Raw genomic sequence first — 16,879 nt, 5'->3', positions numbered from 1 at the left:
GGTATACGGGAATGCCTGAGTGGATTGCTGTGTGGTGTATTCCGTCGTATTTTTGGTATATTTTCCCGAGCCTTCGGCGTGGGAAGCGGCTCATAAACGTTGGTATCAAGCCGTTTCGAGCCGTATAAGAGGGTGCGCGAGATGGGACTTGAACCCACACGTCAAAGACACAGGAACCTAAATCCTGCGCGTCTACCAATTCCGCCACTCGCGCGTTATTGCATATCGCATGCATCGATTGAAACAACCCGATATGCAAAACCCTAGGCGGACGAACCTACCTAGGGCAGTCGAGCCACTTGTCAGAATCGAACTGACGACCTGCTCATTACGAGTGAGCCGCTCTACCGACTGAGCTAAAGTGGCTTGTCTCGCGGAAAGCATTCGCTAACCGCGCGCACAAGATAATGAGTATAAAGCACGCTGTGGAAAAACGCCAATCGGACGTGTTTGTGCGACGTCATGAACGTCAAGAACGTCGGGAATCGGCGTCAGCTTGATGCCGGTTCCCGTATTGAGTTATATCGAGCTGAGTGAAGGTTCTCTGGAAAACTGTAGGGTTTTTGTAGGGTTCCGTGCTGATGGCTGGCGTGCTTGATGTGTGGATAAGGTGATTCGAGAAACGCCGAGCGAATCGCGGCCGGAGAGTGACCGGATGGTAACTATAAGTAGGTTTCTGGAGTGGGCAACGTAGTTCGACTCTGCGACACTGACTGTTTTTGTTCTGTTCATGTCCGAATTTGTGAGTATTCTGTTTGGTGATACGGGGCATATCCGAACTGTGTGCGAGGGTGCTCCAGTCACCGAGGAAAGGAAAATTCCAATGGCAATCAATCCTCCTGTTGACGCCACCAAGACCCCTGCATGGGTTGCGCTGCAGAAGCATTATGACGAACTTCAGGCCGAAGGCATCGACCTCAAGAAGTGGTTCGCTGAAGATCCCGACCGCGTCAAGGAGCTGAGCTTCGACGCAGGCGACCTGCACTTCGACCTGTCCAAGAACCTGATCAAGCCGGAAACCCTGCGCCTGTTCACCTTCCTCGCCGACGAGGTCAAGCTCGGCGACCGCATCAAGGCCATGTACACCGGCGTGCACATCAACAACACCGAAGACCGTGCCGTGCTGCACACCGCACTGCGCCGTCCGGTTGAGGACGAGGGCAAGTACATCGTCGACGGTCAGGACACCGTCAAGGACGTGCGCGAGACCCTCGACAAGATCTACGCTTTCGCCGACGACGTTCGCTCCGGCAAGTGGACCGGCGTGACCGGCCGCAAGATCGAGACCGTGGTCAACATCGGCATCGGTGGCTCCGACCTGGGCCCCGTCATGGCTTACGAAGCCTTGAAGCCGTACGCCGACGCCGGCATCTCCGCCCGTTACATCTCCAACATCGATCCGAACGATCTGGCTGAGAAGACCAAGGGCCTCGACCCGGAGACCACCCTGTTCATCATCGTCTCCAAGACCTTCACCACTCTGGAGACCCTGACCAACGCTCGCGAAGCCCGCACCTGGCTGCTCGAGGAGCTCACCGCCAATGGCGCCATCGCCGAGGGCGACGAGGCTCAGCGTGCTGAGGCCATCAAGAAGCACTTTGTGGCCGTCTCCACCAACCTGGAGAAGGTTGAGGAGTTCGGCATCGACCCGGCCAACGCTTTTGGCTTCTGGAACTGGGTCGGCGGCCGTTACTCCGTCGACTCCGCCGTCGGCACCTCCCTGGCTGTGGTCTTCGGCCCGGCTCGCTTTGAGGAGTTCCTGCACGGCTTCCACGAGATCGACGAATACTTCGCCAAGACCCCGTTCGAGAAGAACGTCGTCGTGCTGCTCGGCATGCTGAACGTTTGGTACCGCAACTTCTTCAAGGCCGCTTCCCACGCCGTGCTGCCGTACGACCAGTACCTGCACCGCTTCCCGGCCTACCTGCAGCAGCTGACCATGGAATCCAACGGCAAGTCCGTGCGTTGGGACGGCACCCCGGTCACCACCGAAACCGGTGAGATCTTCTGGGGCGAGCCCGGCACCAACGGCCAGCACGCCTTCTACCAGCTGATTCACCAGGGTACTCAGCTCATCCCGGCCGACTTCATCGCGTTCGTCAACACCCCGAACCCGACCAAGGACGGCGACCAGGACGTGCACGAGCTGTTCCTCGGCAACTACCTGGCTCAGACCAAGGCCCTCGCCTTCGGCAAGACCGCCGATGAGGTCCGCGCTGAGGGCACTCCGGAAGAGATCGTCCCGGCCCGCGTGTTCACCGGCAACCGTCCGACCACCTCCATCTTCGGCGTTGCTCTGACCCCGTTCTCCCTCGGTGAGCTGATCGCCCTGTACGAGCACATCACCTTCGTTGAGGGCACCGTGTGGGGCCTCGACTCCTACGATCAGTGGGGCGTCGAGCTCGGCAAGCAGCTGGCCAAGCAGATCACCCCGGCCATCTCCAAGGATGACGAGGCTCTGGCCGCCCAGGATGCCTCCACCCAGTCCCTGATTGAGTTCTACCGCAAGAACCGTGAGTTCTGATCTCCACTTGCGTTCCAATCAGAACTCACGGTTCTTGCGACCGCAGCTGTGTTGTTTGGTGAGCAGTCTTGCGACTGCTCACGTCGCGAGTTCTGATTTCGCTGTGCTCCTTTTTGGCTCCCTGAAGATGAGGGAGCTGTCACCGATAGGTGACTGAGGGAGAGACCAAGCCCGGCAGTGTCATGCTGCCGGGCTTTTTATATGCGAGGTGTACCCTTGAAAACATACCTGCAAGGAGGCAGTACATGGTGGACACGCATAATCACGATACCGACTATCCGATGGCGGCCAACGTCTATTTCACGCGAGATATCAGCCCGGCCGGCCTGATGCGCGTGTACGAGGCGCTCGGCGCTCGCCCGCAAGGCAAAGTTGCCGTCAAACTCAGCTCCGGCGAAGGCGGCAATACGCACTACCTCCAGCCGGCGCTCATCAAGGACCTGGTACAGCATCTGAACGGCACCATTGTGGAGTGCAACACCGCCTATCCTGGCACGCGCGATATCTCCGCACACCATTGGCAGACCATCAAAGACCACGGTTTCCTTGACATCGCCCCTTGCGACATCCAAGACGAGGAAGGCGAAATCACCATCCCAGTCGAGGGCGGCAAGCGCATCACCGGTGACATCGTCGGCTCCCATTTCCCGAACTACGACTACTACGCCGTGCTCTCCCACTTCAAAGGCCATATGATGGGCGGCTTCGGCGGCGCACTCAAAAACATCTCCATTGGCATGGCCTCCTCGAACGGCAAGAAACGTCTGCACTCCGGTCAGGATGAGATCTTGCCTAACCCGTTCAGCGGTGATCAGGACTCCTTCCTCGAGGCAATGGCCGAAGCCGCAACCGCCGTGTTCAATGCGCTCAAAGGCAATATGTTCTTCATCAATGTGATGAACAATCTCTCTGTGGACTGCGACTGCGATGGCAACCCGCACCCGCCCGTCATGGCAGATATCGGCATCTGCGCCTCGCTCGACCCGGTGGCCGTGGATCAGGCCTGCGTGGACATGGTCTACGTTTCTCATGACAACAAGGAACCGCTCATCGAACGCATCGAATCCCGCCACGGTATCCACACCATCGAGCATGCCGTGGAGATGGGCCTCGGTTCGCGTGACTACCATCTCATCGATCTTGATCAGCGGTAAGAGCGCTAAAAAGGAGTTTTCATTATGCAAACCAATGCAACTGCAGTACGCACCTACGCACTGCCATCCGTCAGATTCCAATCCGCAGCCGCCGCGCTCGCCGTCATCGCCGCTGTGGCGTTGCCGCAGATTTTCCATGTAGCCGGTGCCGCGCTTGGTTTGGGAACTGCGCTTGGCCAGACGCTGTTGCCAATGCATCTGCCGGTGCTGCTGGTCGGATTGCTCGCTGGCCCTTATGCCGGCGCGGCAACCGGTGCTTTTGCTCCAATCATCAGCTTTGCCTTGACCGGCATGCCAATGGCGCCGATGGTGCCGTTCATGGTCATCGAGCTTGCAGCGTACGGTCTGTTCGCGGGAATATTGCGCGGAGTGGCTCTGCCAAACTCCATTCCTTCGCCCATCGCTTGGCTGATGAAACTGCTCGGTGCGCAGGTTGCCGGCCGTGTGGTTGATGCCATTGCGATTGCTGTGGCTGTTTATCTGCTCGGCAATGCCCAGATGTCCGTTGCCTCGGTTGCAGCCGCAGTTGTGACCGGTCTGCCGGGCTTGGTCCTGCAGTGGATTGCAATCCCGGTGATTATGTTCGTCGTGGATCGCAGACACGACTGATTAATGATGTCTGATATTGAACGTGCGAAAGCTTTGCTGCAATCTGACCCGGCACTTGGATGCGTGGCCTGCCGCAGTGACGCCGAAACCCTGACCGGCACTGGCAGAGGAGTGCGTCCACTGCTGCAATGGCTTGCCTCCGGGCAAAGCTTGGCTGGCTACTCTGCCGCCGACCGCGTGGTCGGCAAAGGCGCCGCACTGCTCTACGCCAAACTCGGAGCTAAAGCCGTCTATGCCGAGACAATGAGCGAAGCAGGGCTAGCGACCTTGCAGGGCAACGGTATCGAAGCTTCGTACGGCACCCTAGTGCCGATGATTCTCAATCGAACCGGCACCGGCATGTGCCCAATCGAACAGTCGGTGACAACCATTAGCGATCCAGTCGTCGCCGAGCCGGCTATCCGCGCAGCTGTAGTTAAGCTGATGCAGAGCTGATTCTTTGATCTCCGCCGCCTACTCCATATCAAGCGGTTGCTTGCTGGTGGGGGCGGGGAAAGCCTGATCGAGCAATGCAAGCTCGTCGGCGGAAAGCTTGAGATCGCGGGCCTGAAGGTTGGCCCGCACATGCTCGGCATTGCCGCTGCAAGGAATCGCGATGGTGTCGGGCCGGTGCAGCACGAACGCCAGCAGCACTTGGATTGGCTCGACACCGTGGTCGGACGCGACGGTACGTACAGCCGGCGATTCCAGCAGACCGCGGCGCAATGTGCCGGCCTGCGCCAACGGGCAATATGCCATCAGCGGCAAGCCATGCGCGTCCATCCAAGGCAGCAGGTCGTATTCCACGCCGCGCGAACCGAGATGATAGAGATCCTGATTGACCGCACAGGCCTCGCCGCCCGGTGTTGCGAACAGTTCGCGCATATCGTTCGTATCGAAGTTGGATACGCCCCAGTTGCGAATGAGACCATCGTCCTTGGCCTGTTCCATGCATTCTACGGTTTCTGCCAGCGGCACCGAGCCGCGCCAATGCAGCAGATACATGTCCAAATAATCCGTGCCGAGCCGCTTGAGCGACGCCTCCAGACTGCGGCGCAGATGCCGCCGGCCTGCGTTATGCGGATATACCTTGGAGACGATGAACAGTCGGGAGCGGTCGTAGCCGGCAATCGCGCGGCCTACCAGCGATTCCGCGCGCCCATCGGCATACATTTCCGCGGTATCAATCAGAGTGATGCCTGCATCAAGACCAGCGCGAAGCGCGGCGATCTCCTGGGTTTCTGGGTGCCGGCCTTCGGCTAAGTGCCATGTGCCCATACCGAGCCGGGGCATTGGTGTGTTCATGATTTAAGGATAGACCCCGCAGCGAATCATTCTCATTAAGAAATGTGCGGGGATTTTAGGCGGCGAACCGCACAGCAGAGCATAAAAAAATGGCGGAATCGCAATGATTTCGCCATTGTTCGTTTGATTGCTTATGTGCGATTTCCCCGCACAGTTTGAGCACCGCCGCCAAACTGTGCAGGCTCCGGGACAAGCCTGTCGATGTCGCTGATGCCGATGACTTGACCGTGCCGGGTGCTGAAAGTCTCGTTGCCTCCGTAGACAACGTATCGGTGGTCGGAGTCGAGTCCCATTGCTGGGGCGAGGTCCTCGAGGTTTTCAAATGCCTTCGGCTTGTAGGTAGTGGATGATTTCACTTCGATGGCGTACTGGGGATGTCCGCCCTTTTCAATGATGAAATCGATTTCCTTCTGATTGCTGTCCCTCCAGTAGAAGAGTTTCGGTTCGCGACCGATTGCTTGGTACTGTTTGATGATTTCGACGGCGATGACGTTCTCGTACAGGTTACCTCGATATTGGCTGGTGAGCAGTTGGCTGGAGGAGTCCATGCCCAGCAGGTTCGCGGCGAGTCCGGTGTCGTAGAAGTAGAGTTTCGGTGCTTTGATGAGTCGCTTCCCGTAGTTTCTGTGGTAAGGGTGCAGTCGAAAGATGATGAAGCTTGTTTCCAAAACGGATAGCCAATCTCGGGCGGTTTCGACGCTGATTCCGCAATCATTGGCGAGGCTGGTGATGTTGAGGACTTCGCCAACGCGGGTGGCGCACAGCGTGAGGAACGTGTTGAACTCAGGTATTTTCCTGACTCCGAGTTCGGTACGGACATCACGGTCTATATAGGTCTCCACATAGCTGGGGAAGAAGTCGGCCGGATCAATGCCCATTGACACGGGACGGGGATAGCAGCCGTTGAAGAGAAAGTTATCGATGGTATCCGGAATTTGCCCGGAGGCGGTGATTTCCGCATAGGACAAAGGAAGCAGATGAAGCACGGCGACGCGTCCGGCCAGCGATTGGGAGACACGTTGCATGAGTAGGAAATTCTGTGATCCGGAAAGGATGTATTGGCCGGGCTCATTGCGTTGATCAATCACGCCTTGAAGATAGGAAAATAGTTCGGGGACGCGTTGTACTTCGTCCAGAATCACATGATTGTCGTATCTGGAGAGGAAAGCTCGTGGATCATCCAATGCGAGCTCGCGTATATCCTCATTCTCGAGCGAGACGTAACGGTAATCCGGGAACGTCTCTTTTACAAGGGTGGATTTACCGCTTTGCCGTGGCCCAGTCAACGTGATCGCGTGGAAAAGCTTCGCCAAGGAAAGCAGTTTTGCAGTAAGTGCGCGAGGAATCATGGACTGCTCCTATATCCGCCTCCTAGTGACATTGAGCTGTGGAGGGCGAGCATAATCGACGCATTGTTAGTAGTCGATTTGCATAAGTTCTAATTGATGATTTACATACATTATACTCATCGATTTACATAGATCAAAATCTTTGATTTACATAAGCAGAATATTCACCGATCGTGGTGAACCCTAAGATTGATTGAAACGTTAGAGTTAGGCGGCGATTGCACAGCAGAACATAAGAAAATGGCGGGATCGCAATGATTCCGCCATTGTTCGTTTGATTGCTTATGTGCGTTTTCCGCGCACAGTTCGAGTGATGCCACCGAACTGTGTACGGGCGCGATGCCATAGGCTATGCTGGAACCGCATCTGAAATATTTCAGAAACCGGGTGAAGGGGTAGTTCGATGGTCGCAGGCTCACGCAAAGCGACGCTTCATGATGTGGCGAAGTGCGCGCATGTTTCGGTGGCGTCGGTCTCGAATTATCTCAATGATTACCCATATATGAGGCCGTCCACGCGTGAGCGGATCCAGAAGGCCATAGATGAGTTGGGTTATGTAACCAACCAACAGGCTCGAAACCTGCGTTCCGGGCGTACTGGATTGATCTCGCTATCATTGCCTGATTTGAATCAGATTTATTTTGCTGAACTCGCGGAAGAGACCATCAAGCAGGCCCGCGAATACGGATATCGGGTGATTATCGAATCGACGGGTAATGATCGCCAGCGGGAAATCGAGAGTGCTCGTGCCATGGCCAGCAATATGACCGATGGTCTGATTCTGAGCCCCACGCAGTTACGCACGGAGGATATTCCCGAACTTGAGGGTGATTATCCTCTGGTGGTATTGGGCGAGCGTCTGTTCGGTGCTCCGGCTCCGCATGTGGTGATGGCTAATGAGACCGCAGCCAGGGCGGCAACTGAGCATTTGCTGAAGGCGGGCTGCCGCACGATTGCGGTAGTCGGTGGAACTTTGGATGATTCCGTTCCGTCATCCCGCTCGATGCGTACCAAAGGTTATGTGAATGCGTTGGCCGATCATGGCCAGTCCGTGCGGGGTGAACTGGTTCGCGAAATCGGTGAATGGACCAGTGCGGAAGGGGCCAAAGCCGTACGTGACATGTATGCGCAAGGCATTCGGCCGGATGGTATTTTCGCGTTGAATGATTTGCTTGCCATGGGTGTGATTAGTCAGCTGCGCGAGATGCGCGTGCGCGTGCCGGAAAGCGTTCGTGTGGTGGGCTTCGATGATATTGATGAAGCAAAGTACACCATTCCGTCATTGACCACAGTGGATCCGGGGCGTGCGAAAATCGCCAAGTTGGCGATTGAATCGATTCTTGATCAGCTCAACAATAGGGCACGTGCGCCGAGGAGTCGTATCGATGTGGGGTTCCAGCTGAAATATCGCGCATCTTCTCCGCAGGTGTAGCGGTTCACGGCACGGTGAGGCGACGCATGCTGTGGCATGTGGGTCTTCTTCCGCAGACGCAGCGGTTGGCGAGGTCACCAAAGATTCGTGGTTCCCGAAATTCCTGGTCGGTTCGCGCAGACTAGGACGCCTGTAATGTAAAGATGCGCGGCTCCCTGAAATTTCGAGCCTGTTTACGTAGACCGGGTTGCCTGTAATGCACGGATGAGACGCTGAATAAGAGAGACGCAGTGCGGCGTGTCGCCAACAATTCCAATGTGTCCAAGGGTGTGAAAACCGGTAAATTGACAATCTTCTGAATTGTTATAGAATCGTTACCAACAAAGAAATCTGAAACGTTCTAGAAAACCGGTGCGCAGAAGCGTCGGATAGGTTTCGCGAGATAGGGCCGCGAGGTTGTTGCGGCGTTTATTTCGCGCATTTTCTGAAACGTTTCACAAAGCCTGTGAGAGAACCAAGGGAGGTTACTATGACGGCAAGCGCTGAAAGCGTTTCCGTGAAAGCGGGAACGGCAACAAGCCGCAGGGGAGAGGCGGTGAACGCAGCGAAGTCGGAGCGGCGCCGCGCCTCAAAGAGCGGCGAATCCATGAACTCCTGGCAAAGCAAGCTACGTCCATACCTGTTCATCGCGCCACTGGTCATTCTGTCCGGTGTATTCATCTACTACTGCATCGGTTTCACCGTGGCTACTTCATTTACCGACTGGGATGGCATCTCTGACGAGATGGACTTCATCGGACTGAAAAATTATGCGAAGCTGCTTGCTCCCGGTTCGGTGTTCTGGACAGCCTTGAAGAACAACATCATCTTCATGGTGGTCACTGTGGTCATCCAGGCCGGCCTGGGTCTGCTCCTCGCAGTGATTCTTAAAGAGCGCTTACGTGGCTCGAACCTCTTCAAAGCCATTTTCTTCATGCCTATCGCTATGGCACCTGTCATCATCGCAGCCATCTTCCGCATCATCATGGATCCGAATGTCGGCGCCATCAATGAGGCTTTCCGCTTCCTGCATCTGGATTTCCTCGCGCAAAGCTGGCTGGGTGACCCGAAAATCGCGTTGTACTCGATCTGCGCCATCAACATCTTCGAATGGATGGGCTTCTCGATGATCATCTACTACGCCGGCCTCATGTCCATATCCGAAGACATCTATGAAGCCGCAAAAATCGATGGCTGCGGATTCTGGAACACGCTTTTCCGCATCACCATTCCGAACCTGTCCGGCACCACCAACACCTTGATTCTGCTTGGCATCGTCGGTTCGCTGAAGACATTCGATATCGTCATCCAGACCACCGGCGGCGGCCCTGGTCGATCCACCGAGTTCCTGAACACCTACCTGTACAAGGCCGGCGTGCAGCAATTCAATGGCGGTCTGTCCGCAGCCATCGGCGTTATGGTGCTCATCATCGCCGTGGTGCTTTCCATCATCCAAGTCATCGTCAACAACAAGGCCAACAAGTAAAGAAAGGACGGTACCATGAAGCGCAAACTCAGCACCACGATCATCATGTACGTGGTCCTCTTCTTCTTCCTGGCCATCTGGCTGTTCCCCATCGTTACGGCTATCACCAAGTCACTGCAGGTCGGTGGTTTCGCCAGCTACCATTCGGTAATCGCCAATCCGGATGTGCATTATTTCCGTGTGGTGTTCAACTCGTTGTTCATCGCACTGGTCACCGCAATCGTTGTAGTGTTCATCACCTCGCTTGCAGGCTTCGCCTTCTCGAAGATGAAGTTCATCGGTCAGAACGTTATCTACGTACTGATGCTCGCCTGCATGGCGGTACCAATCGCATCGGTGACCATGCCGTTGTTCTTCACCATCAAGACCTTCGGCCTGACGAACACCTACCTCGGCATGATCATTCCGCTTGTGGCCTTCAACGCCCTGCAGATGCTCTTGCTCTGGCGCAACTACTTCGACGGTATCCCCAACGAGATCATCGAAGCTGCACGAGTGGATGGCTGCTCCACCTGGCGCATCTACCTGCGCATCCTGATGCCGATCTCCACCCCAATGATCGCCACCACAGGCGTGCTCACATTCGTCTACTCCTGGAACGAGTACCTGATTCCGTTGCTGCTCATCCGCGATGAATCCAAGTACACGGTCACGCTGGCCTCCACCTACTTCATGGAAACCCGCAGCCAGACTCCGGAGATGGTGGCGCAGGAATACGCGGCCCTGATTCTCATGACCATCCCATCCATCATCGTCTACCTGATTAGCCAGAAATGGCTGCAGTCCGGCATCACCGCCGGCGCCGTCAAGAGCTGAGGTGAGTAAGATGTTCGCAACAATCGCCCCGCTGACCGGTCGCACATATGTGAACCCGACTCCGTATGCGGATGGCAACATCCATACCGCCCCGGACCCGTTCGTCATTCGCTATCGCAGTCTGTATTACTGCTATGCCACCGACGAGCACGGTATCTTGGTTTCCACTTCTCCCGATCTTGTTCACTGGACCTCACGTGGGTATTGCTACACCGAGGTCGGGCGCAAAAACTATTGGGCACCCTCCGTAATTCTCATCAACGGCGTATTCCACATGTATTTCTCGAACATGCCAGAGAACGAGGTGGACACCCACAACGAAATCATGCGCGTGGCCACCAGCGTCGATCCGCTTGGCCCATTCGAGAAGCGCGCGGAGCTGTTCAACACCTTCGCCATCGATTCCCAGGTAGTCTGGGGCGATGATGGCCAACTGTATCTGCTCTACGCAGACAATCAGGTCACTGGCCTATCCGAGGACCGGCCAGGTACCTCGGTGATGATTGATCGACTGGTCACCCCGTTTGTTCGTGAAGATAAGCCGCGTCCGCTTATTGTGCCCACGATGGATGAGGAGATCTTCGCCCGCAACCGTTTCGGTGATGGCCGCGATTGGCATACCGTGGAAGGCGCCACGTATTTCACCTACCGCGACCGCGCCTTCATCACCTATTCCGCCAATGCCTATGAGCACGAGGATTACTTTGTCGGCTACTCCACCGCTCCGCTGCCTTCCGATCCAGCACAAGCGCACGTCGATACCCTCGATTGGACCAAACATCTCAACAGTTCCAGTTTTGACCCACTGCTGATTCGCAGCCCGCAAGTGGAAGGCACCGGGCATAATTCCATCGTCAAAGCTCCCAACGCCATTGATGATTGGATTGTGTACCACGGCCGCAATGCCGCTGATGAGCTGTATGTGGGCACTGAACAGCGTGTGATGCGTATCGATCCGCTCTATTACGCGGAAAACGGGCTTGACACGCTTGGTCCTACCGCTGATGAGCAGGATGCTCCACTGAGCGGCAACATACAGGATGACTTTGCGCAGGGGCTGGCGGATCAGTGGACCTTGATTTCCGGTGCCGCGCATGCCTCGGCCGGTGCAAGTTCAGATGAGGCCGCCTCCGCAGCCCTGATCGCCGACGAATCCGGTACATTCCTTGCGGTGGCCGGTGAGCCATCCGCCACGCAGGTGTTGGATGTATGGGCCAAAGCGCCAGTGACTCCGCTGGGTGCCAGGTTCGGTCTCATAGTCCGTTATACGGATGACCACAATCTCACCAAAGTCGAAATTGATGCGGGTCGCCGCCTTGTCTCAGTCATTGATGTGATTGGTGGTGTCGCTTCCGAACGTGTTGTTCGTACTGGGTTCGAGGGGTTCGATTTCGTAGCCTGGCATGACTACCGCGTTGAACGGCGTTACTGCCGGCTGGATGTCACCATCGACGGTCGTGTCTTCGAATCCTGCACGATAAGTGACCGGCCCGGGCGTGCTGGCCTGTTCGCCTTGCGTACGGCTGCGGCGTTCAGCGCATATGTGGCCACCGAACACGTGGATCTGTGGGGCGCCCGCTTGCGCGACTTCGGTCGTGAGATTCAGTCGAGCGGATTGCTGACCATCAGCGATGGCGTGCGACCGCACGGCGTCAAACCCGCCGATATCACGCTGCGCGCACCGCTGCATGGCAATCGTTTCGTTCTGGATTTCGCTTCGCAAACGGATCGAGGCCAGACACTGATCGCCATGGGCGATTACCGCCTGTCCATCACCACGGCCGGAGTCGAGCTCATGCATGATGGCACCGCGTTGGATGCCGTCGTTCAGCCGGAACGCTTGCGTGAGCTGAACGATCAGATTCGCCGCGACCAGTTTGGTCGAGCGATAGTCACTGTTCGCATCGAATCACTGAACAGCCTGCTGCGCATTCATGTCCGTGGCAAGAGCTGGCAAGTGCCGCTTGGCGAAGATGGATTGCAGCAGGCTTGCATCACGCTTGACCGCACTGCTTTGACCGGATATACGAGGACCGCTCTCGTGTCCGCTAATAGGAAAGGAGCGTAAAGCCATCGCTTAAATCATCGCATCACGGCTGGTCGGGTTCCTCCTCGCCTAAGCGTCAGCCGTGATACGTCCCTCTATTCCTTCAACTCGTCATTACAACAAACATCATCAATTCCGCTTTCCACAACGGTGTGAAACAAGAGAAATAAGGAGAACATCATGTTCAACATGAAGAAGACAATCGCTGCAATAGGTGCGCTGGCTATGTCAGCAGGTCTGCTGGCAGGTTGCGGCTCCGGTTCGGGTTCCAGTTCCGACGAAGGATTGGGCACTGCAGACAATCCGGTAACCCTGACTTTCTGGACTTGGCAGCCCACTGATGCTCAGTGGAAGAGCATTTACGCCGCATTCGAGAAGAAGTATCCGAACATCAAGATTGATTGGTGGCGTACTTCCGAAATGGCTGATTACCAGAAGAAGCTGCAGACTTCGATGGCTGGTGGCGAAGGCCCGGATGTGTTCGGTGTGCAGGCTGGATCCACAGTGGAACAGTACGGCCGATTCGCCGAGGATATGAAGGATCTGGCCGACAAATACATGCCAGGCTGGGACTCCAAGGTCGCTGAAGGTGCTGTCGAGCAGACCACCAACTCGGATGGCAAGATGGTGGCCATGCCGACCATCACCTCCGGCTCCGAGTACATTCTGTACAACAAGACCTTGCTGGACGAGAACGGCGTCAAGGTGCCGACCACCTACGACGAGCTGGTGGAGGCCAACAAGACGCTGGTTTCTAAGGGGCTGATGCCAATGGCACTCGGCGCGAAGGATGGCTGGCATTTGGATGATATCTTCGTGTGGCTATCCAATCAGTATGGGGAAGGTGATGTGTACAAGGCTGCCGACGGCAAGGCCAAGTTCACTGATGAGACCTTCGTCAAGACCATGAAGGCCTGGAAGCAGATGATCGATGATGGTCTGTTCCAGGATGGTGCCGTGGGAACGGCCACCTACCCGGATGCCCGCGATAACTACTTCTACGCTCGTAAGACCGCGTTCTTCCCGACTGGCTCCTGGCATGTTTCCGCCGTACTGCCCAACGATGAAACCAAAGGTACCGCAGTAGAGAAGGATGAGCTGGGCATGATGGAATTCCCGACAGTCGGCGACAAGGCCACCGGTCCGACCACCGGCGTGGACTTTGGCTTGGCGGTGAACAAGGACTCCAAGAAGCAGGAGGCCGCGATGAAGTTCATCGAGTTCATGACCACTGGTGAGGGCCAGCAGGAATGGATCAATACTCTGCAGGGTGCGCCGGTAGATAAGGATATGAAGGTCGAAGTGCCGTCTGACGCCACCGAATCCGCGAAGACCAGCATTGATTTGGTAACCAAGGGCCAGGCCGAATCCAAGCTCCAACGCAAGCTCACTTCCCAGGAGCTGAATGATGAGATTGGCGTGCAGATGCAGAACATCTACACCGGCGATGCCACGGTGGAATCCGCTCTGAAGTCCATCCAGCAGGTCAATGAGTCGATTGAACGATAACCAACTCCGCAGCGAACGGTTCTCAATAAGAATCGTGCGCGGATTGTAGACGGTAAATCGCACAGCGGGATAGAACAAATGGCGGAATCGCAATGATTTCGCCATTGTTTGTTTGAGTGATTATGTGCGATTATCCCGCACAGTTCGAGCACCGCCGCCGAACTGTGCGGGGATGGACGCACGTCCATAAGCTGCCGTAGACTTTTGCTTTGCTGTGTCGAGAAGCAGGCCGCCGCATAAGCCGGCTTCTCCAAGGGTCCAGCCGGACTTGACTTTCGGCGGATTGACAGGCTTCCCAAGGGCAAACCCAAGGGATATACGTGAGCGATTACGCCCGGCAATGCAACAACACGGGCAGTGATCCTTGACCTGGGGCTGATATGCGGCAGCACTGAAGGAACAACAATGGTTAACGCTATTGAGGCTTTTGACGCCAAGCACATGAAGCCGGCTGAGGAAATCCCGGCCTTCCGTCCCGGCGACACCGTCGACGTGAACGTGAAGATCAAGGAAGGCAACAACTCCCGTATCCAGACCTTCACCGGCGTGGTGATCGCTCGTCAGGGTGCTGGCGTTCGTGAGACCTTCGTGGTCCGCAAGATCAGCTTCGGCACCGGTGTGGAGCGTCGTTTCCCGGTTCACTCCCCGTCCATCGAGTCCATCAAGCTCGTGCGTAAGGGCCGTGTGCGCCGCGCCAAGCTGTACTACCTGCGTGCTCTGCGCGGCAAGGCCGCTCGTATCGTCGAGCGCCGCGACAACTCCGCTAAGTGAGTTCGTCGGTAGGTTTGTTGCAGCTTGCGACTGTAAGGTCGCGCGAATAAACCGTGAAATTCAGCCCGGAATCATTCGTGGTTCCGGGCTGAATTCGTATTGGGCAAGTAAGATGGAGCCCGTTTATATGTCGGCCGCAGACTATGCAGGCAGCAGTCTGAACCACGGAGGATACGCAAATGCAGGATGATCAGGAGAACGAACCACTTCCGATTTCCGTAATTGCTGAAGTTCCCGAGGTCGGATCGCAGCAGCTCGCTGAAGTCGATGGCGGCCGCGCCACTGCCGACGCCGATGCGAATGCCGAATCCTCGGCACGCGATTTGCGCACCGTGCAGGTCGCTGATCATGGGGTTGACGTGACTCCCGTACCTCCCGCCGCTCCGATTGCCGCGGTTGCGGCCACTACTTCGGCAGTTGCAGGCGGTACGGCGGCAAAACGGCATGCCAGACGAAACGAACAATCCAACGACCGCTTCACTGTGCGCGATTTCTTCCTCTGGTGCGGTGTACCGGTCCTGATCGTGATACTGGTTCGCATATTCCTTCTGGGATTCTATGAAATCCCCTCACGCTCCATGATGGATACGATTGTGCCCGGGGACCGCGTGGTGGCCAGCAAACTCACGCCGAAATACTTTGATTTGCAGCGCGGTGATGTGGTGGTCTTCAAAGATCCGAACAATTGGCTGAGCGCCGAACAAAGCAGTGGACTCGGCGGCGGATTCCTCATCAAACGTCTGATTGGACTGCCCGGCGATGTTGTGGAATGCAAAGGTGCGGGCCAGCCCATCACCATCAATGGCGTGGCGATCAATGAGTCCTCGTACATTCGCCCTGGCGTCGATCCCAGCGCCTTCCCGTTCTCGGTGACCGTGACCGAAGGCCATGTGTTCGTGATGGGCGACAATCGCGCCAATTCAGCCGATTCCCGCTACCATCAAGACGATGGTGACCACGGTCTGGTGCCTATTTCCGATATCGTCGGTACAGGTCTGGTCACGTACTGGCCGCTGGATCGCATCGGTGTGCTCGACGCCCACCATGACGTCTTCGCCAATGTTCCCAACCGCAACGCCTCCGCCTCTTGAATCATGCCGAAAATCACACCAACACTCGACCTTGAACGAAGCCTTGCCTCCCAAGGCTATGACCTGATCGTCGGATTCGACGAGGTCGGCCGCGGCGCGCTCGCCGGACCGGTGATGGTCGGATGCGCTGCGATCTGGGCTCATGACCTGTCTGCGGACGGTGCTGTTGACGCGCTCGATGTGCCCGCAGGCGTGGCTGATTCCAAGATGCTCACCGAGTATCGCCGTGAAGCCATTTACGATGAACTGTGCGATTGGTGCGCCGCCTGGGCGGTCGGCCAGGCAAGCAATGCCGAAATCGACGATTGGGGCATTTCCTATGCCCTCGGCATTGCGGCCTTACGCGCGCTCGACCAAGTCGAACGACAACTCGGTTTGGACGGTGCCGGGCAGCTGCGCGTCGGCGCAATCCTCGATGGTCCAAGCGACTACATCACCAAAGCATTAGGTACTTTTGATGCCCCAGATGTGCCGATTCCGGCCGCGGTTACCACCAAAGTCAAAGGTGACCAGCATTGCGCCACTGTAGCCACCGCCGCGGTAATCGCCAAAGTCACCCGAGACCGACTGATGGTCGACCTCGCCGGCAGCAATCCGGCATATGCACCATATGAATGGGAGCATAACAAGGGGTATGGCTCCGCGACGCATCGCGCAGCCATTGCCGAGCATGGCCCGAGCCCGCTGCATCGCATCAGCTGGCATCTGACCTGATTGCGTCGCGCTTTTGCCAATCAAGAATCATTGCGACACGGCGATGTGAGCGTTAACGCCGGTTTGCAAAAACGCGCTAAAGTCAATGGTAAAGGAGTTCATTCAACGGTCTGG

The 16,879-nt window shown here is 56.5% G+C and carries 14 protein-coding genes and 2 tRNA genes; 12 read left to right on the top strand and 4 right to left on the bottom strand.

From position 1 onward, the window contains the following. Positions 1 to 133: 133 nt before the first annotated feature. Positions 134 to 214: transfer RNA gene (locus CSQ86_RS08030), tRNA-Leu, on the bottom strand. Between the two features lie 79 nt (positions 215 to 293). Continuing rightward, a tRNA-Thr gene (locus tag CSQ86_RS08025) sits at positions 294 to 366 on the bottom strand. A gap of 457 nt (positions 367 to 823) precedes the next feature. On the opposite strand from CSQ86_RS08025, the gene pgi reads away from it, so the two are divergent. The 4 genes from pgi (at position 824) to CSQ86_RS08005 (ending at position 4,722) form a co-directional block, all read left to right on the top strand. After that, on the top strand, positions 824 to 2,524 hold the full coding sequence (gene pgi, locus CSQ86_RS08020) for a glucose-6-phosphate isomerase (RefSeq protein ID WP_100494596.1): 1,701 nt from the start codon (positions 824 to 826) through the stop codon (positions 2,522 to 2,524). 245 nt (positions 2,525 to 2,769) lie between these two features. Next, positions 2,770 to 3,678, top strand: a complete 909-nt coding sequence (locus tag CSQ86_RS08015; protein WP_207761568.1) for a DUF362 domain-containing protein — start codon at positions 2,770 to 2,772, stop codon at positions 3,676 to 3,678. Between the two features lie 24 nt (positions 3,679 to 3,702). Then, positions 3,703 to 4,287, top strand: coding sequence for an ECF transporter S component (locus CSQ86_RS08010; protein ID WP_100494595.1), 585 nt, complete (start codon positions 3,703 to 3,705; stop codon positions 4,285 to 4,287). Positions 4,288 to 4,293: 6 nt separating this feature from the next. Next, positions 4,294 to 4,722, top strand: coding sequence for a DUF1893 domain-containing protein (locus tag CSQ86_RS08005; RefSeq protein ID WP_165773803.1), 429 nt, complete (start codon positions 4,294 to 4,296; stop codon positions 4,720 to 4,722). Positions 4,723 to 4,740: 18 nt separating this feature from the next. Here CSQ86_RS08005 and CSQ86_RS08000 read toward each other — a convergent pair whose 3' ends face one another. Beyond that, a complete protein-coding gene (locus CSQ86_RS08000) occupies positions 4,741 to 5,571 on the bottom strand; it encodes an aldo/keto reductase (protein WP_100494593.1) in 831 nt (276 codons plus the stop codon). A 131-nt stretch (positions 5,572 to 5,702) separates the two neighbouring features. Then, positions 5,703 to 6,920, bottom strand: coding sequence for an ATP-binding protein (locus tag CSQ86_RS07995; protein WP_100494592.1), 1,218 nt, complete (start codon positions 6,918 to 6,920; stop codon positions 5,703 to 5,705). Between the two features lie 403 nt (positions 6,921 to 7,323). Here CSQ86_RS07995 and CSQ86_RS07990 point away from each other — a divergent pair, with 403 nt between their 5' ends. From CSQ86_RS07990 to CSQ86_RS07955, 8 genes are all read left to right on the top strand, one after another. Beyond that, a complete protein-coding gene (locus tag CSQ86_RS07990) occupies positions 7,324 to 8,352 on the top strand; it encodes a LacI family DNA-binding transcriptional regulator (RefSeq protein ID WP_100494591.1) in 1,029 nt (342 codons plus the stop codon). 469 nt (positions 8,353 to 8,821) lie between these two features. After that, positions 8,822 to 9,817 carry a carbohydrate ABC transporter permease gene (locus CSQ86_RS07985; RefSeq protein WP_100494590.1) on the top strand — a complete coding sequence of 332 codons (996 nt, stop codon included), beginning with the start codon at positions 8,822 to 8,824 and terminating at the stop codon, positions 9,815 to 9,817. 15 nt (positions 9,818 to 9,832) lie between these two features. Continuing rightward, the gene (locus CSQ86_RS07980; protein ID WP_100494589.1) at positions 9,833 to 10,633 is read left to right on the top strand and encodes a carbohydrate ABC transporter permease; all 801 of its coding nucleotides are present in this window, start codon (positions 9,833 to 9,835) and stop codon (positions 10,631 to 10,633) included. Positions 10,634 to 10,643: 10 nt separating this feature from the next. Next, positions 10,644 to 12,701, top strand: a complete 2,058-nt coding sequence (locus CSQ86_RS07975; RefSeq protein WP_100494588.1) for a glycoside hydrolase family 43 protein — start codon at positions 10,644 to 10,646, stop codon at positions 12,699 to 12,701. A gap of 159 nt (positions 12,702 to 12,860) precedes the next feature. After that, positions 12,861 to 14,189, top strand: coding sequence for an ABC transporter substrate-binding protein (locus CSQ86_RS07970; protein ID WP_100494587.1), 1,329 nt, complete (start codon positions 12,861 to 12,863; stop codon positions 14,187 to 14,189). Positions 14,190 to 14,594: 405 nt separating this feature from the next. Further along, positions 14,595 to 14,960 carry a 50S ribosomal protein L19 gene (gene rplS, locus CSQ86_RS07965; RefSeq protein WP_033891529.1) on the top strand — a complete coding sequence of 122 codons (366 nt, stop codon included), beginning with the start codon at positions 14,595 to 14,597 and terminating at the stop codon, positions 14,958 to 14,960. Between the two features lie 179 nt (positions 14,961 to 15,139). Beyond that, on the top strand, positions 15,140 to 16,051 hold the full coding sequence (gene lepB, locus CSQ86_RS07960; protein WP_100494586.1) for a signal peptidase I: 912 nt from the start codon (positions 15,140 to 15,142) through the stop codon (positions 16,049 to 16,051). 3 nt (positions 16,052 to 16,054) lie between these two features. Then, positions 16,055 to 16,765, top strand: a complete 711-nt coding sequence (locus tag CSQ86_RS07955) for a ribonuclease HII (protein WP_100494585.1) — start codon at positions 16,055 to 16,057, stop codon at positions 16,763 to 16,765. The last annotated feature ends 114 nt before the right edge of the window (positions 16,766 to 16,879 follow it).

The organism is Bifidobacterium felsineum (assembly GCF_002802915.1).
Taxonomy (GTDB): domain Bacteria; phylum Actinomycetota; class Actinomycetes; order Actinomycetales; family Bifidobacteriaceae; genus Bifidobacterium; species Bifidobacterium felsineum.
Note: the sequence above shows the minus strand (reverse complement) of the source record. Positions and strands in the feature narration are given on the sequence as shown.

What these genes read in the sequence shown, in the direction of transcription:
- CSQ86_RS07955 (WP_100494585.1), top strand. Translation starts at nt 16,055, where the DNA reads ATGCCGAAAATCACACCAACACTCGACCTTGAACGAAGCCTTGCCTCC.
- CSQ86_RS07970 (WP_100494587.1), top strand. Translation starts at nt 12,861, where the DNA reads ATGTTCAACATGAAGAAGACAATCGCTGCAATAGGTGCGCTGGCTATG.
- CSQ86_RS07980 (WP_100494589.1), top strand. Translation starts at nt 9,833, where the DNA reads ATGAAGCGCAAACTCAGCACCACGATCATCATGTACGTGGTCCTCTTC.
- CSQ86_RS07975 (WP_100494588.1), top strand. Translation starts at nt 10,644, where the DNA reads ATGTTCGCAACAATCGCCCCGCTGACCGGTCGCACATATGTGAACCCG.
- CSQ86_RS07990 (WP_100494591.1), top strand. Translation starts at nt 7,324, where the DNA reads ATGGTCGCAGGCTCACGCAAAGCGACGCTTCATGATGTGGCGAAGTGC.
- CSQ86_RS07985 (WP_100494590.1), top strand. Translation starts at nt 8,822, where the DNA reads ATGACGGCAAGCGCTGAAAGCGTTTCCGTGAAAGCGGGAACGGCAACA.
- CSQ86_RS08000 (WP_100494593.1), bottom strand. Translation starts at nt 5,571, where the DNA reads ATGAACACACCAATGCCCCGGCTCGGTATGGGCACATGGCACTTAGCC.
- pgi (WP_100494596.1), top strand. Translation starts at nt 824, where the DNA reads ATGGCAATCAATCCTCCTGTTGACGCCACCAAGACCCCTGCATGGGTT.
- rplS (WP_033891529.1), top strand. Translation starts at nt 14,595, where the DNA reads ATGGTTAACGCTATTGAGGCTTTTGACGCCAAGCACATGAAGCCGGCT.
- CSQ86_RS08015 (WP_207761568.1), top strand. Translation starts at nt 2,770, where the DNA reads ATGGTGGACACGCATAATCACGATACCGACTATCCGATGGCGGCCAAC.
- CSQ86_RS07995 (WP_100494592.1), bottom strand. Translation starts at nt 6,920, where the DNA reads ATGATTCCTCGCGCACTTACTGCAAAACTGCTTTCCTTGGCGAAGCTT.
- CSQ86_RS08010 (WP_100494595.1), top strand. Translation starts at nt 3,703, where the DNA reads ATGCAAACCAATGCAACTGCAGTACGCACCTACGCACTGCCATCCGTC.
- lepB (WP_100494586.1), top strand. Translation starts at nt 15,140, where the DNA reads ATGCAGGATGATCAGGAGAACGAACCACTTCCGATTTCCGTAATTGCT.
- CSQ86_RS08005 (WP_165773803.1), top strand. Translation starts at nt 4,294, where the DNA reads ATGTCTGATATTGAACGTGCGAAAGCTTTGCTGCAATCTGACCCGGCA.